The following is a 16,417-nucleotide window of genomic DNA, read 5'->3' as shown; positions in this document are numbered from 1 at the left end:
TTTAGCTAAGTGTTGATTTACGACGTAGCACTTCCGATTTTTGTTCATGCAACAGTACCACGACCTCCTTCGCCACATTCTTCAGAACGGCACCCGCAAAACCGACCGCACCGGCACCGGCACCATTAGCGTATTTGGGTATCAGATGCGTTTCAATCTGGAAGATGGATTCCCGCTACTGACGACTAAAAAGGTGCACACCAGGTCTATTATTCATGAACTTTTGTGGTTCATAAAAGGCGATTCAAACATTAAGTATCTGAAAGACAATGGTGTAAGTATCTGGGATGAATGGGCGGATGAAAATGGAAATCTGGGTCCAGTTTACGGCAAGCAATGGCGAAGCTGGGCGGCCCCTGATGGTCGCACGATTGACCAGCTAAGCGACGTACTACGTCAGCTCAAAAAAACACCCGATTCGCGCCGGATGATGGTGTCCGCCTGGAATCCGTCGGATGTGCCCAATATGGCCCTGCCGCCCTGTCACGCTCTGTTTCAATTTTACGTTGCGGATGGCAAGCTCTCCTGTCAGCTCTACCAACGTAGCGCCGACGTGTTTCTGGGTGTACCATTCAATATTGCCAGCTACGCCCTGTTGACCAAGATGGTGGCGCAGGAATGTGGCTATACAGCCCACGAATTCATCTGGACAGGTGGTGATACGCACCTGTACCTGAACCATTTAGAGCAGGTTGAAATCCAGCTGTCGCGTGAACCGCGCCCGCTACCCACGATGCGTCTGAATCCGAACGTAATGTCCATTTTTGATTTTACGTACGACGATTTTACTCTCGAAAATTATAATCCGTATCCAGCCATCAAAGCGCCAGTAGCGGTTTAGGACGTAGCAGTATGGAGTATTACGACCGGGTTTTCGAGCGACCTGATGAATTGCCCGCTACGTGGACAGATCAGGAATTTGAGCAGTGCCTATTTAAAAAACTGGATTTTTCGCGAACGTCGTTTGCTGGTTCCAGTTTTATCAACTGCCGTTTTGAGGACTGTTCACTTGTATATGCTACGTTGAAAAACACAAAACTGTACGACGTTACGTTTGTCAATTGCAAACTAGCGCATGTCGATTTTGGTTTGTGTAATGCGTTTGGATTTCACGTCGATTTTCAGGCGTGCCAGCTTGATTATACCGTTTTCCTGAATCGCAAACTAAAGAAAGCGCAATTTATTGATTGCTCCCTGAAAGAAGCTTATTTTGTGAAATGTGAATTAACGGGGAGCGTTTTCACCAATTGCGACCTTGAATTAGCAAAATTTGAAGAAAATGACCTGACTCAGGTTGATTTTTCCACTTCCTATAATATCGAACTTGATCCGGAAAATAATAAGCTAAAAAAAGCCCGCTTCTCGCTACATAATTTACCGGGTTTATTGACAAAATACGGGCTTGTTATTCGTAATTAATATATCGAGTAATTTTTGTCATGCTGAGGTACGAAGCATCTTTAAGTCTCACTACTCTCAGGCTCAGATGCTTTAAGATGCTTCGTACCTCAGCATGACAAAAATAGTTCTAGCCTTGGAAATTTATATAGCATCAATTCTCTCTCCCCAACTCGTTTTATACGAATAAACCCAATCCATTTTTTTAGCTTCGAATTTTACAAAAAATGGCAGGAGTAAATCCCTGAAAAATTGCTGGAATTTATTAGGTGCAGTTTTCGTATCACCTACTTTTCGGGCTTCCCGTACAATCTTCTGTACACGCTCCTGACGTAGTGATTGAAAGGTAGTAAATGCTGTGGACAGGTCCGGCAAATCCCGAAGACATTTAGCCAGTACAATGGCATCTTCGAGCGCTAATGAAGCGCCTTGCCCAATGTGAGGGGCGGTTGCATGAGCTGCATCACCAAGTAAACACACGCGGCCTTTATGCCATTTTTTTAGGAATGGAATGTCGTAAACTGGATAAATCTCGATTTTATGTGCCGACTTTATGATGTCGGCTATAGGCGCTGGATCGTTTTGATGAAGTGCTAGAAGTTTCGATTTAAGTTGAGCTAATTCCAGCCCTGATAATTCATTACGTTCCGGTTCTTTTTCCTGCGAAATATTATTGAACCACCAGACATCGCCCGTATTAGAAACGGCGTAGGCGAAGAATGCTCTTTCTCCAAAAGTCATCCGAATAGAACCGTATAAATCGTTTACATTTTCCAGTTTGGTGAAACCACCGGTCGATAATAATCCTGTATAAGCTAATGCAGGCGCGTTGGGAAAAATAGCGTTACGTGTGGCCGAATGAATACCATCGCAACCAATAATAAAATCTGCCGAAACACTTGTACCATCATCGAAAAAAACTGTGGCGGCTTTATCCGTTTGCGTAATGTATGTCAACTTTTTTCCAAACTCAATCTGAATGCCGTTTTCAATCGCAACCTGACGAATTTTTTGATTGAGCAAACCGCGTTTTAATTGAACCGTTTCTGCACCATATAATTCCTGTTGATTTGCGTTATCGATTTCACCAATGCTCTTGTTTTTTGCATTGTAAAAAGTCATTTTCCCCGGCGTAAACTCCGTTAAAATATCGTCTAACGGCATAAATTCCTTTAGTACATTCAGACCGTTCGGTGAAATGCCCAGAAAAGCACCTGCATCATCGCGGTGGGCTGACTTTGCCTCATAAATAATTGCTTCAAAACCTATTTTTTTTAAGAATAGAGCCAGCACCGGGCCTGAGATGCCACAACCAATAATAAGCGCCTTCTGATGGGTCATGATACGTACTGACGTAGTATAATGGTGGACTTGAACGTGCTGTTTTCCAGTTAATTACCGGCCGATAAGCTTTTGATATTCTTCTTCAATCAGGCTACGTTCACTACCGCGCTGATAAACGTGGAAGTAGTGAGAAGCCAGACCAATACCCCAGCCAAAAAGCGCAAAAACGGGCCAGGGGAAAATGACGTCTGAATCGTCGGGTCGGAGTGCGAAAGTCGTGGTCGCCCAGATGAGCCAGAGCCCTGCATTCACAATCAGGTAAGTACGCAAATGCATTTTGAAGCCGACCCGGGCTTTGGCTTGTTTCCAGAGATAAGGATCGCGGTTCGGAGTTGTTTGTGACGTTGCCATCTTGTTGAAAGTTGTTTAGTTTAGATTATCGTTTTTGCCTTTGGAATAAACTTGTCGAAGAATTTGGTCTTGTTTCGGTTGATGAGATAGCTTCCCAGAAAAGCGGTCAGACTGGTGGCTACGACCACAACTGGCCAGAACTGTTTCATCGGGAAAAGTCGTACGAGGGTTTCGGCCCAGAATGCAGCATATAACCCGACAACTGACCAGTTCATAAAATAATAGTGGTAATAGAACCAGCCCGGTACGTAGCGCCGGAAAACGATGGGCAGCATACCGCCGATAATTGTTAGGCCGCTGAACAGTGCCGCTACGTGAAAAGGCCCAAATTTGCCAAACAGATTATAGAGCATAAACGCTGTTACGTTCATCAGAATCATTGCCACTACGTATCCATAGCCTATCCGCTTGTGAACTTGAGTTCCTTTAGGTATCAGCAAAATACAAGTTCCAAGCACTAAAGCTGCTACAGCAGCGTAGAGATGAATGGCACCAGCGGGCGAGTGAATCAGGTCAGCTAACATCGGTTTGAGCGGGTTTGTGAAGTAAAGATAGAGGGGCACTTTGCGCAGGCATCGGCCTATCCGACCAATTCCCTAACTTGCGGAGTAAATGACCATTTTTTTATGACCAACACCGAAATTGTTGACCTGCTCGAACTGACGGGTCGTCTGATGGAACTCCACGACCGAGACGCTTTTAAAACCCGTTCCTATCAGACAGCTGCCTTTAATCTGGATAAATCAACGGCTGATTTAGCCAATCTGCCGGTTGAGGAACTGATTAAATTACAGGGTGTTGGAAAATCCGTAGCACAGAAAATCCGCGAGATTGCCGACACCGGTCGCCTGACCGAACTCGATGAATTGCTGGCACAAACGCCCGAAGGTGTACTGGATATGTTTCGGATTAAAGGGCTGGGCGTCAAGAAAATACGAACGCTCTGGCGCGAGCTGGGTATCGATAATCTTGGGGAACTGCAACGGGCGGGCGAAAATGGTGAAATTGCCAAAATCAAGGGATTTGGTGGAAGTACACAGGAGAAAATTCTGGCAGCGCTGGAGTTTTTGCAGGAACAGCAGGGTAAAGTCCGCATGGATAAGGCTGCCATGATTGCCAACCTGCTACAGGAAGAACTCGCCAAGCATTTCGACCGGGTTGAGATTAGCGGTCAGGTGCGTCGGAAGGCGCAGGAGGTCGATAGGATACAACTGCTCGTGCAAACCAGTGACCCGCTATCGGCCATGCTCAATCTGAATAACTTGCCAACGTTGACGCAAAACGAGGCCGAATCATCGCCCTTTATCTGGCGAGGCCGGTTTATGAATTTCGACGTTGAGGTGGAGTTACGACTTTATCCGGCTGAGCAAATGAACCGACAACTGTTTATTCAAACGGCGGCCGAACCGCATTTGCAACAGGTAGGCAACGGCGGAGCGTCGTTATTGGAGGTTGCCTATACGAGTGTTGTTTCTGAACTGGCTGAAGGAGCAACTGAGGACGTAGAACAGGCCATTTACGCGCGGGCTGGTTTGCCATATATCGTACCGGAAATGCGTGAAGACGATTTCGCGTTTCGCTGGGCCAGCCGTCACCAGACCGATGAGCTGGTTACCTGGAATGATTTGCGCGGTACGTTGCATAACCACAGTACGTGGTCGGATGGTAAACAATCGGTTGCTGATATGGCTGCTTATTGCCAGGAATTGGGGCTTACGTATTTCGGTATTGCCGACCACTCGAAAACCGCTACGTATGCCAATGGCCTTGACGTAGAACGGGTTCAGCAACAGCAGGTTGAAATTGATAAACTAAACGAAGGTTTCGGTACTACGTTCCGCATTTTCAAAGGTATCGAATCTGACATTCTGGGCGATGGTTCGCTGGATTACGACGACGCTACGTTGGCTACTTTCGACTACGTAGTGGCGTCGGTTCACCAAACGCTAACCATGTCGCTCGAAAAGGCGACGACGCGTTTACTACGTGCCATCGAAAATCCATACACAACCATTCTGGGGCACCCAACGGGGCGGTTGTTGCTGGCGCGTGAAGGTTACCCCATCGATCATCGCGCCATTATCGATGCCTGTGCCGAACACAACGTAGTGATTGAAATCAACGCCAGCCCCTATCGACTCGACATTGACTGGCGCTGGATTGATTACGCTATGCAGCAGGGCGTTAAACTAAGCATAAACCCCGACGCCCACGACCTGGCTGGCCTGCTCGATATGCATTACGGCGTTGCCATCGGACGTAAAGGCGGCCTTACAAAAGCCATGACATTCAATACGTTGACGCTCGAGGAAATGACAACGTTTCTGCAACAACGGCGGGAACGGTTGCGTACAGCAAGTTGAAAGGCAGTAATTGTTGGTAAATGGTCTGCTGAGTAGGGTAAATTAAATAACGTAGCACGTTTAATAATAGGGCATTTGGTCCGAATCCGTAACGAATCAGTATGTTGATGAGCGGTCTGGCTTTGGTCTAAAGCTACCCAACATATTTTCCTTTACTTGACAATTTCCGGCGGCTTCCTAAACCCGTTTCTATGCGTTTATTGTGTGTACTGCTTTTGTCGATTTGCTTACTCAACGAAGGGAAAACTCAACCGGTAACCAAGCCGAAAACGTCTGTTAATACGTTCTCGGCAACGGGTTATGTTCGGGATGCTAAAACCGGCAAACCTATCCAGGGCGTTAATATTGTCGTGCTAAACGTATCGAAAGGATACGTAACGGCGAAAGACGGTTTTTATGTAATACAACTCCAGCCCGGCGATTATATTCTGCGGTTCACGCACGTTGGTTACCGCCCCCGCCAGGATACTATTTCTCTCCAGAAAACGCTTTTTCGGGAAATTGTGATGGAAGATGACTCGAAAGACCTGGAAGAGGTTATCGTCACCAGCGAAGCACCCGACCGGAACGTAAAGAAAGTTGAAATCGGCGTGTCGCAGCTAACGATACGTAGCATTCGACGCATTCCGCCCCTGATGGGCGAAATCGACATTGTTCGTAGTCTGTTATTACTGCCCGGTGTTACTACGGTTGGTGAAGGCGCGCCGGGATTCAACGTTCGGGGGGGTAGTGCCGACCAGAACCTGATTCTGTTCGATGATGCACCTGTCTTCAATTCGAGCCACCTGATGGGCTTCTTTTCGGTATTCAATCCTGACGTAGTACGCGACGTAACACTGAATCGTGGGGGTGTTTCTCCTGCTTTTGGGGGGCGGGCTTCGTCGGTACTGGATGTGAAAATCAAAGAACCCGATGCGCAGAAATGGGGTGTTAACGGCGGTATTGGCATCATTTCGAGCCGGTTGGGTGTTGAAGGACCAATTATCAAAAATAAGCTGTCGTTTCTGGCGGCTGCCCGCGTTTCGTTCAATGATTTTTTGTTTACGCTGGCCCCACCCAACCTGAAAGATACGAAAGCAAACTTTTACGACGTAACGACTAAACTGAAATATCAGCCTAACGAAAAGCATACCATTACGTTTACTGGCTACCGTAGCACCGATGTTTTTAAACTGGCATCAGATTCACTTTCAGGGCAGGAAATAAATGCTTCATCGACGCAGTTCAATTACCAGACCACAACTGCTTCGTTCCGTTGGAACTACTTCATGAGCAAGACGTTGAATCTGGCTACGGCAGCTGTTTTGAGTCAATATCAGGCCGATTTGTCGTCGCCCGATTCAGCGAATGCGTTTAACCTGAAGTCGGCGGTCTGGCATCGGCAGCTTAAAACTGACCTGACGTTTACGCCCAGCGAAACACATCAGTGGCAGGCCGGGTTGAGTTTTATCGATTACTACGTTCAGCCCAATACCCGCATTCCCGGCCCTATTTCGAATGTACTGCCGATTGATCTGGCTCGTGAACGTGCTTACGAACTGGCGGCTTACGTGCAGGACGAGTGGAAAGTGAATGCGAACGTAGCGGTTATCGCTGGATTACGTTATTCAGCCCTGTTGAATCGTGGACCGGCTACAGTACGTTCTTATTCCGAAAATTCGCCCAAGCAGGACGAAACGGTGGTATCGACAAAAACCTACGACGCCGGTAAGATTTATAACTCGATGGGTGGACTGGAGCCTCGCCTGGCGATACGTTGGTCGTTGGGAGAAGGACAGTCGGTGAAGGCCGGCTATAGTCGATTACGCCAATATATTCAGCAGGTTACGAATACTACAGCAGCTTTGCCCACCTCGCGCTGGCACCTGAGCGATACGTATACCAAACCCGTTATTGCCGACCAGTGGGCGCTGGGTTATTTCCGGAATACGGCCAATAATGATATCGAAGCGTCGGGTGAAGTGTATTATAAAACCCTTACCAATGCCATTGATTACCGGGATGGAGCTGAATTGCAATTGGCTCAGACGGTTGAAACCCAGATTGTTCAGGGAAGCGGGCAGGCGTATGGTTTTGAGGGATTGTTCCGTAAAAACAAAGGTCGGTGGACTGGTTTTGTGAGTTACACCTTCGCCCGAACGTTCCTAACCATGACGAGTCCGTATGCCGATGAACGTGTCAATAACGGAAACCCGTACCCGGCCAACTATGATAAACCGCATACGATGAACATTCTGGCGACGTACCGGCCGACTACCTGGTTTAGCCTGTCGCTGAATTTTACGTATAGCACCGGCCGGCCAACCACGCAGCCGTCGGCTATTGCCCGAATAGGAGGGATACGTATTCCGATTTACCTCGACCGAAATCAGCAGCGGGTTCCGGATTATCATCGACTCGATTTTTCGATGACGTTTGAACAGAATCCGCTCAAGAAAAAACGAAACCAGAGCAGTTGGGTATTCTCGGTTTATAACGTGTACGCTCACAAAAATGCCTACTCAATTTTTTATAAACTGAGTCCGGCGTCGCTGGCTGATGCGTATAAACTTTCAATTTTTGGAACGGCTTTCCCGTCGCTGACCTATAATTTTAAATTCTGATGAAACGTCGCGCACTGGCCTATACTCCACTTCTTTTGTTTATTTTTCTGATGGTTGCCTGCGTAACGGAGTTTCAGCCCGATGCCGTCAGCATTCCCCCATCGCTGATTGTAGAAGGGCAGATTACCGATCAGCCTGGACCTTACTCTGTTAAGCTTACCCGATCAGCAGATTATTCGTACACCAGTCTAAATCTGCTCGAAACTGGCGCTACGGTCACGATCGAAGATAACCTCGGCAATCGCGAAACGTTAAAGGAAACGACGGCTGGTGGCGGGATTTATCAGACCAGCGCTACAGGCATCCGGGGTGTAGTGGGCCGAAGCTACAAGTTGACCATTCAGACGAAAGCTGGAAAAAAGTATGAATCAGAACCAGAAGTATTGCCCCCTAGTGTGCCCATTCAGAAACTATATTATGAGTATACAAAAGAAGCGGGTGTGATAAATACGGCAAAAAGCCAGGGTTGGAATGTATACATTGACGCTAAAGACCCTGAAACAACGGGGAATTATTATCGCTGGGACTGGGTAAGTTATGAATTTACGGCTGTCTGCTATCAGCGAGAGCTACCTAATGGAACCCTGACGGGCCTGGGATGTTGCTCGAACTGCTGGAATATAAACCGCTGCTATACATGCATCAATGTCACTTCCGATGTGAACGTCAACGGAAATGCCATTGGCCGACAGTTTATCATGCGCGTACCGTATAAATCTAAAGGACGCTACTACCTCGAAGTGCAACAGCAATCGATCAGTAAAGGCGCTTACGAATTCTGGAAAAGTGTGAAAGGACTGGTCAATAATACGGGCGGACTTTTCGATACGGCACCAGCAACGGTACGTGGTAACTTACGCTGTACAAATGACCCCGCAACTGCCGTTTATGGTTACTTTGGCGCAACGGGCCTTTCCGAACAATACATCAATGTTGACCGAAGCGACGGAGAAGGCGTTCCAGACTTAGATCCGATTGTAAACATACCACAACCTTCCGCTTGTGTAGTCTGTGAAAATAGCATTTATCGGACGCCGAATCAACCACGCTGGTGGCAGTTTTAAGGTCGATTTTTAGGCTGAAAATTGCTTTTTGAGATTGATAATAAATAAAATAAATTTGTGTAAATGCCAACAACATGACGCGCCCCGTTAAAATAGCAGTGTTACAATTCACGTCTATTGGCGACGTAGTGTTAACGACTCCCGTCATTCGTTGCTTAAAAGAGCAAATTCCAACGGCTGAGATTCATTTCTGTACAGCACGTGCTTTTCAGCCAATTATCGATAATAATCCATACCTAACAGGACGCCATTACCTCGATGGTAGTTTATTGACGTTTATCCGTCAACTCCGGGTCGAGCAGTTCGATTACGTTGTCGATTTACAAAACACGTTTATTACCGGGTTTATCAGAGTCGCGCTGGGATGTCGTTCCTATAGTGTTGAAAAACAGACGCTACGTCAATGGCTCTACGTTCGCTGCAAAGTGAATGCCATGCCGAATCAACACGTAGTAGATCGGTATTTTGCGGCCGTGCATCCGCTGGGTGTTGAAAACGACGGTATGGGTCTGGATTACTTCATACCGTACAAAGACGAGGTAGAAACAGACTGGCTCCCCGCAACTCATCAGCATGATTTTGTAGCGTACGTCATTGGTGGACAAAGTTTTACGAGACGAATGCCCGTTATGCGGATGATCGAACTTTGCCTGAAAATCAATTATCCGATTGTGCTGGTAGGCGATAAAAACGACCGGCTGGCGGGCGATGAAATTGTACGGGCTATTGGAGAGCGATACGTTTATAATGCCTGTGGACATTATAATCTGAATCAATCGGCATCAATACTGCAACAAGCGCGCGTTGTGTTCAGCCATGATACTGGTTTGATGCACATTGCGGCTGCTTTTGGCAAAAAAGTGTACTCAATTTGGGGTAGCTCTAGTCCGCAACTTGGGTTCTACCCCTACAAAACCCCACACGTTCGGCTCGAAACCCCCAGTCTGGCTTGTCGCCCCTGTTCGGCAACAGGTTTCGGAAATTGCCCCATGAAGCACTTTAAATGTATGAACAACCTACCGTTCGATTTTGACGTGAAAGAATTGCGGACAAAAAAGAAGAATTTTGAATGATACTCAGTCAATTAGCTCATCAAGGAAAAAATTCTTGCTGAAAAGTGGTGACGAATGTGGATGTGCATCGTAAAAAGGGGTGAGTGGCAGATGCGCTCAACTTTTGGAAATAAGCAATTTGACGTATGTACCTGGAACAACGCGTACAACAGTTAGATGTCCTGGCTGCTGACCAGGGCAAACAATCGGAATCGATTGCGAAAGCAGTGGCTGAACTAACTGTGGATACACAACAGGGTTTTCGTGAAATCAAACAGGAGCAGGCTGCAATGCGCCAGGAACTTACCCGACTGGCTGATGCATCCGATGCCACCAACGAACGCCTGAACCAGCTTAACCGAAAAGTTGATATTGGTTTTGAACAAGTCGATGCTCGCTTCGACCAGCTTGAATCAAGTCAGCATGAAATGCGTGAGGATATGAACGTGATGAAACAGGATATTGCTGGACTGAAAACAGGTCAGGAATTAATTCTGCAGATTCTACGGGAAAAACTTAATTAATCCCTGGCTAGCATCTGTTCTACACGTTCCGCTACGTTCTCCACGGAAATATCGTATAAACAGGCCAAATCGCCCCGCCAACAGGGTTTATTGCCGAAAACTGAACACGGGCGACAGGTCAATACGTCGGCAGATATCTGGAGAATAGCTTCTTCGTCCTGTCCCCACGGTCCGAAACCGGCGTCAGGGTGCGTCGCTCCCCAAATAGAAAGGACTGGTACGCCACTTAGCGCGCCTAGGTGCATATTTCCAGAATCCATGCAAACCATACCCTTGAGTCGACGTAGCAGTAACAGCTCCGCCGACAGTGAAAGTTGACCCGCCACCAGAATTGCCTGCGGAAATTGCTGCCGGAGGGTTTCCAGTTGCGCAATTTCGGAAGCTCCACCACCGAACAGAAAAATAGCAAGTGGCTGGCGACGTACTAATTCCTCCAGAAGCGGCTCAAATCGCTCGAAAGGCCACATTTTCTGACGATGCTGCGCAAACGGCGCTATGCCTAACCACGGTACGTTGCTTGGAATCGATTGAATATCCAGAAAATGTTGAAGTTCCTCTTCTGCTGAATAAAAAGCTGGAAACTGAAAGGGGCGCGGAGGTTGAAGCGAAAATCCAGCTTTTTCGAAAGTCTGAACGTAGCGGTCTACCGTGTGGGGCAGTTGACGGCGAATTTTATTCTCCTTTCGAGTTAAGGCTTTTTTTTCGGAACGCCCTTTGTCAATCGTTACCGACCTAACACCGACTAACCGAAACAAGCTTTTCAGTACGACGGTACGTAGGTTTTGATGAACATCAACAACTATTGCATACGCACTTTTCCGCTGCAATTCCCTAAATAAACGTACCAACCCTGCAAAGCCTTTATGCCGTCCCGTAAAATCGGCTCCGACGACAGTGACAGTAGGAAATCCTTCAAAAAAAACTCCAAATCTCGACCGTGTTACCAACGTAATAGGAGTCTCTGGATAACGTTGCGTAAATGCCTGTACGACAGGCGCCAGTAGCGCTACGTCGCCCATGGCCGAAAAGCGAAGAAGGAGAATACTTTTTTTCAATGTATAAAATAGGATGTATGATGTAGGAAATATGTTGATTAGTTACACATCATATTTCCTACATCATACACCATAGGTAATTACTGTTTCTGACTATAAAGCACCGGATTTAGCGTCGGGTCGTTATACATTTTCATCTGCCGGTACACTTTCACGTACCGGTCACCGTTTTGAATGTCTTCATGGAGTTCATCAAAACAGCGGGCCAGATCACTTTCCTGCTCGAGTAGTAGGTCGAGTTTCTGACTGGCCTTCTGCCGATGTTCGTCCGACACTGCCGGGCGATTTACCTGCTCACGAAAGTGGTAAATTTTGAGCTGAAGGATCGACATTCGGTCAAGTAGCCAGGCGGGTGTTTCCGAATTCATACGGGCTTCCGGCTTGGTTGTGATACCAGTAAATAAATCAGCAAACCAACTGTCGATCAACTCCACCGTATCCGTCCGGTCCTGATTCGACTGGTCAATACGACGTTTAACGGCAACTAGTTCATCGGGGCTAATAGTTGGGCTGCGGATGATGTCTTCCAGGTGCCACTGGACCGTATCAATCCAGTTTTTCTGATATAGTAAAAACGCGATTCCGTTAGGCGAATAAGGATTTTTTATGGGCGTATCGACATGATCGGTCAGGTGATAATCCTGAATGCTCTGGCGAAAGATGTCGTTGGCAAACGTAGCGTTCATAAGCTGTGAATGGACTGCAAAGATACGGATTTTCAGCAGGAATACCGGGAGCGGCTGACAATGTGCGCGTAGAGACTATGGCCCGAAATGTCCGGTGACTGGCTCTTCTATACTTAAATTGCTACGTATTTTTACAACCAGATTTTACAGGTCAATGGCACGTACTATTCAGGCAATTTTTGTCTTACCCCCATACGTACACGTTCTGGATCTGACCGGACCGATTCAGGTTTTTTACGAAGCCGCTGAATATGGAGCTCCTTATCAGCTAACGTATTGCTCGTTTCAGGGGCCAGTTACCAGTTCGGCAGGTCTGGGATTTAGCAACGTATTGCCTTATAATGAGGTGAAAACACAACCCGGAGATTACATATTCTTGCCGGGTATGGACATGGCATACATTCGGTCAGCAGCGTTTAAGAACGCAACTGGTTTCTTTGAATGGCTTCGGCAAAAACATGCACAAGGTGTCTATCTATGTTCGATTTGCACCGGGGCATTTACCTTAGCTCAGGCTGGTCTGTTAGATGGCCGGAAATGTACGACGCACTGGAAACGGATCGAGGAGCTTCAGTTAACATACACCCGGTTGATGGCCCAACATGACCGATTGTTTGTTAAAGAAGGTAGCATCTACACCAGTGCCGGTATAACTGCCGGTATTGATCTCAGTTTATCCATTCTGGAAGAGCAGCAGGGGCCGTTGTTTGCGACAAAGATTGCTCGTGAACTAGTCGTTTATTTTCGTCGAGGGGGCGAGCATTCACAGCAAAGCGTTTACCTCGATTACCGAAATCATATGAATGTAGCCATTCATCAGATGCAGGACTGGCTGATCGCTAATCTGGAAGCCAATGCAACCCTGGACGATTTGGCTGAAATTGCGAACATGAGTACCCGTAACCTGACGCGTACGTTTCGAAAAGAGACAGGAACGACCATTCATGAGTATACAACCCGGCTGCGGCTGGAACTGGCTCGAACCCTGCAACATAATCCGGGTATGACGATGGAAGCCATAGCCGCAAAATGTGGTTTTCAGGATGCTCGGCAACTTCGTCGAATCTGGAAAAAATCAAGTGCCCGAACAACTGCTAAACAATTATCCTCCTGACAAATCTGCTTATGAATGCTGTAACTGATTATATCCGCTGTTGGCTATTAACTTGCCTGCTGGTCGTCTCCTTTGTTCGCGTCGAGGCCCAGAAAGTGGCTCAAAAAGAAGACCTAATGGCTTATTACTGTGAACCTTGTGGTAGTGATTGTGATTTTGAGCGTCACGACAAACCAGGTGTTTGTAAACACTGTGGTATGCAATTCATTAAACGTAGTATTTCGCTTATGGACTCTTTGCAAAAAGCACAAAAAACTGGAAAACGGAACGTAGCAATATTCATTCACGATGGCGTTGAAATACTGGATTTTTCTGGTCCCAGCGAAGTCTTTGCGTCTACTCAGGGTTTCAATGTTTATACAGTTTCGCTTTCCAAAGAACCTATTACGAGTCAGGGATTTATTAAAATTATACCGAACTACAGCCTTGCCGACTGTCCAAAACCGGATATTGTCGTGTTGCCAGGTGGGCAAACTGGCCCTTTCCTAAAAAACGAAACGCTCATCAACTGGATAAAATCATGTGCTCAGGAAGCTGAAATCATGCTGTCTGTTTGCACAGGAGCTGGCCTGTTAGCTAAAGCGGGTTTGTTAGATGGCAAACAGGCCACTACGTTTCATAACTACATCGAACCCTTGCAAAAGGCAACACCGAACGCTAAAATTTTACGCGATACGCGCTTTGTCGACAACGGTCAGATCATTACGACGGCCGGTGTCTCGGCGGGAATCGATGGCGCATTGCATGTTGTGGCAAAACTTAAAGGGCTTGACGTAGCTACGAAAACGGCCCGTTATATGGAGTACGATAAATGGAAACCCAACGAAGGTTTGGTTGTTGATCAGCCAGCTAATACTACCGGCCGCCGGTGATGTCGATAAACGTACCGGTGGCGTAAGAAGCCTCGTCGGAAAGGAGCCAGAGAATGGCGTTTGCGACTTCTTCGGGCTGGCCACCACGTTTCATCGGTACCGAATCTTTAATACGGTCGACTCGGCCCGGCTCGCCACCGCTGGCGTGAATAGCTGTGTAAATAAATCCCGGACGAACGCAGTTTACCCGAATTCCCTCGTCCGCAACTTCTTTGGAAACGCCTATAGTCAACGTATCAATGGCTCCTTTGGAAGCCGCATAATCGACGTATTCTCCCGGTGAACCCGTGCGGGCGGCTACCGACGATACGTTGACGATAGCTCCCCCAAAGCCACCATGACGGGTAGACATTCGGCGTATGGCTTCGCGGGTGCACAGGAAACAACTAATAATGTTCGTGGTAAAAATCCGCTGTAGACGCTCCGCCGTGATGTCTTCGACTCGGGTCTGTGTTTCTAAAACCCCGACATTATTGACCAGCGCCTGCAATGGGCCGTGCTGATCGATGTCCTTAAACAACGTAACGACATCCGTTTCAAAAGAAACGTCAGCCTGATAGGCAAACGCTTTACCACCCTGTTGATTGATCTGGTCGACGATGCTAAAAGCCGCTGTACTATTCTGTACGTAGTTTATACAAACCTGATACCCTCGCTTAGCCGCAAGCAATGCCGTAGCCGCTCCAATTCCCCGGCTGCCACCGGTTATTAGTATTGTTTTTTCCATGATCCAGTTTACAAAGTTTCCCACACCTGAAAGGATTCGCCAGCACTAAATTCCGACCGATCAGCGGGCAATTCCATAAATGCGTTGGCCGCCAGAAGATTAGCGAAATCGGCTGAGCCAGAACCAGGGAGTGGGTGAGCGGTGGTCTGACCGTTAGGTTCGGAGGTAAGACGTACTGACAGAAAATACGTAACAGGCGGCCGGAACGTAACTGGTTCAGCCAATTGGGCATAACGTAGTGGGGCAGGAGTCAGGCCAAGCGATGCACGCAGGTATGGCAATACGTAGCGATAGGCGCACAAAATAGTCGAAACCGGATTGCCGGGAAGCGCAAAGACTGCTTTTTCAGGCGTTGTTCCGAACCAGAGCGGTTTGCCCGGACGTTGCTCAATCTTGTGAAAATGCTTCTGCACGCCAAGACTAGCCAGTACATCGGGAACAAAATCAGCTTTCCCGGCCGAAACGCCACCACTTAAAATGAGCATATCGTGATCGGCCAGCAACGTAGCCAATCGCTCGGTCAGGATAGCTTCATCGTCGACGATATGGTGCAGGGATGCCTGAATGCCCAGCGACGCCAGAGCCGCTCGAAGCATATACGTATTGGATCGGCGAATCTGATAGGGAAGGGGCGTATCTCCAATGTCGACGAGTTCATCGCCGGTGGAAATCAGTGCGATACGTGGTAATGCCGTTACCATTACGTTCACCTGTCCAACCGAAGCCGCTACCGCCAGTTCAGAAGGTCCCAGGTACGTACCGACAGGAAGTAATTCATCACCTGCCCGGCGGTCAGTGGCTTGATTATGAATATGTTGCCCAGGTTCTACGTCCTCAATCATAACACTGGCTACACCATCTGTGATACGTATATCCTCGTACCGAATTACCGTATCGACGCCTATTGGCAACATCGCCCCCGTCATCACTTCAAGGCACGTATCGGGCTCCTGAAGTGTATGCTGAGGCTGACCGGCCCGTTGTATACCAACCACCCGAAATTGTCGTTTCCTGGCTTTATAGTCAGCAAAGCGAATGGCAATCCCATCCATCGCTACCCGGTCAAACGGCGGAAAATCGCGATCGGCAGATACGGGTTCACGTAACACCCGACCCTGCGCATCGATGAGCGAAATGGTTTTATCCGGTAACGAAAGCAGATTTTGCTGAGTGATGGAGAAGGCTTCGGCAACAGAAAGCATGATATGAATGATGAATTATGAATGATAAATGATGAATTTTGAACTTAAAGTCGCAATCTATT

The 16,417-nt window shown here is 47.6% G+C and carries 16 protein-coding genes; 9 read left to right on the top strand and 7 right to left on the bottom strand.

The features are described 5' to 3' along the window. Window positions 1–46: 46 nt before the first annotated feature. Complete coding sequence (locus IC229_RS21535; protein ID WP_190889084.1) at window positions 47–841, top strand: thymidylate synthase; 795 nt, start codon at window positions 47–49, stop codon at window positions 839–841. Between the two features lie 11 nt (window positions 842–852). Then, the gene (locus tag IC229_RS21530) at window positions 853–1,419 is read left to right on the top strand and encodes a pentapeptide repeat-containing protein (protein WP_190889083.1); all 567 of its coding nucleotides are present in this window, start codon (window positions 853–855) and stop codon (window positions 1,417–1,419) included. Between the two features lie 123 nt (window positions 1,420–1,542). On the opposite strand, the gene IC229_RS21525 is transcribed toward IC229_RS21530, so the two are convergent. The 3 genes from IC229_RS21525 to IC229_RS21515 are packed head-to-tail and all read right to left on the bottom strand — an operon-like array spanning window position 1,543 to window position 3,617. Beyond that, window positions 1,543–2,739 (bottom strand): FAD-dependent oxidoreductase, encoded by a 1,197-nt coding sequence (locus IC229_RS21525; RefSeq protein WP_190889082.1) that lies wholly within the window; start codon window positions 2,737–2,739, stop codon window positions 1,543–1,545. A 54-nt stretch (window positions 2,740–2,793) separates the two neighbouring features. Further along, window positions 2,794–3,093 (bottom strand): 2TM domain-containing protein, encoded by a 300-nt coding sequence (locus IC229_RS21520; protein WP_190889081.1) that lies wholly within the window; start codon window positions 3,091–3,093, stop codon window positions 2,794–2,796. Between the two features lie 20 nt (window positions 3,094–3,113). Then, entirely contained in the window at window positions 3,114–3,617 is a 504-nt protein-coding gene (locus tag IC229_RS21515) for a DUF2306 domain-containing protein (RefSeq protein WP_190889080.1), read from the bottom strand. A gap of 102 nt (window positions 3,618–3,719) precedes the next feature. On the opposite strand from IC229_RS21515, the gene IC229_RS21510 reads away from it, so the two are divergent. The 5 genes from IC229_RS21510 (at window position 3,720) to IC229_RS21490 (ending at window position 10,699) form a co-directional block, all read left to right on the top strand. Next, on the top strand, window positions 3,720–5,456 hold the full coding sequence (locus IC229_RS21510) for a helix-hairpin-helix domain-containing protein (protein ID WP_190889079.1): 1,737 nt from the start codon (window positions 3,720–3,722) through the stop codon (window positions 5,454–5,456). Window positions 5,457–5,647: 191 nt separating this feature from the next. Continuing rightward, window positions 5,648–8,059 (top strand): TonB-dependent receptor, encoded by a 2,412-nt coding sequence (locus IC229_RS21505; RefSeq protein ID WP_190889078.1) that lies wholly within the window; start codon window positions 5,648–5,650, stop codon window positions 8,057–8,059. Further along, a complete protein-coding gene (locus tag IC229_RS21500; RefSeq protein ID WP_190889077.1) occupies window positions 8,059–9,123 on the top strand; it encodes a DUF4249 domain-containing protein in 1,065 nt (354 codons plus the stop codon). The genes IC229_RS21505 and IC229_RS21500 overlap by 1 nt, the downstream gene beginning before the upstream one ends. Before the next feature lie 74 nt (window positions 9,124–9,197). Continuing rightward, a complete protein-coding gene (locus tag IC229_RS21495; protein WP_190889076.1) occupies window positions 9,198–10,196 on the top strand; it encodes a glycosyltransferase family 9 protein in 999 nt (332 codons plus the stop codon). 125 nt (window positions 10,197–10,321) lie between these two features. Further along, the gene (locus IC229_RS21490) at window positions 10,322–10,699 is read left to right on the top strand and encodes a hypothetical protein (RefSeq protein ID WP_190889075.1); all 378 of its coding nucleotides are present in this window, start codon (window positions 10,322–10,324) and stop codon (window positions 10,697–10,699) included. Here IC229_RS21490 and IC229_RS21485 read toward each other — a convergent pair. After that, the gene (locus IC229_RS21485) at window positions 10,696–11,754 is read right to left on the bottom strand and encodes a glycosyltransferase family 9 protein (RefSeq protein ID WP_223834115.1); all 1,059 of its coding nucleotides are present in this window, start codon (window positions 11,752–11,754) and stop codon (window positions 10,696–10,698) included. The genes IC229_RS21490 and IC229_RS21485 overlap by 4 nt on opposite strands. Window positions 11,755–11,834: 80 nt before the next feature. Then, entirely contained in the window at window positions 11,835–12,440 is a 606-nt protein-coding gene (locus IC229_RS21480) for a DUF4254 domain-containing protein (protein ID WP_190889074.1), read from the bottom strand. Between the two features lie 154 nt (window positions 12,441–12,594). Here IC229_RS21480 and IC229_RS21475 point away from each other — a divergent pair, with 154 nt between their 5' ends. Next, window positions 12,595–13,554 (top strand): GlxA family transcriptional regulator, encoded by a 960-nt coding sequence (locus IC229_RS21475; protein WP_190889073.1) that lies wholly within the window; start codon window positions 12,595–12,597, stop codon window positions 13,552–13,554. A gap of 11 nt (window positions 13,555–13,565) precedes the next feature. Further along, window positions 13,566–14,426, top strand: coding sequence for a DJ-1/PfpI family protein (locus IC229_RS21470; RefSeq protein WP_223834114.1), 861 nt, complete (start codon window positions 13,566–13,568; stop codon window positions 14,424–14,426). Here the strand turns inward: IC229_RS21470 and IC229_RS21465 are convergent. Both IC229_RS21465 and IC229_RS21460 read right to left on the bottom strand, forming a co-directional pair. Continuing rightward, on the bottom strand, window positions 14,410–15,153 hold the full coding sequence (locus IC229_RS21465; protein ID WP_190889072.1) for an SDR family oxidoreductase: 744 nt from the start codon (window positions 15,151–15,153) through the stop codon (window positions 14,410–14,412). The genes IC229_RS21470 and IC229_RS21465 overlap by 17 nt on opposite strands. Window positions 15,154–15,161: 8 nt before the next feature. Continuing rightward, window positions 15,162–16,355, bottom strand: coding sequence for a molybdopterin molybdotransferase MoeA (locus IC229_RS21460; RefSeq protein ID WP_190889071.1), 1,194 nt, complete (start codon window positions 16,353–16,355; stop codon window positions 15,162–15,164). Window positions 16,356–16,417 lie beyond the last annotated feature (62 nt).

The sequence above is a fragment of the Spirosoma profusum genome (assembly GCF_014699005.1).
Classification (GTDB): domain Bacteria; phylum Bacteroidota; class Bacteroidia; order Cytophagales; family Spirosomataceae; genus Spirosoma; species Spirosoma profusum.
Note: the sequence above shows the minus strand (reverse complement) of the source record. Positions and strands in the feature narration are given on the sequence as shown.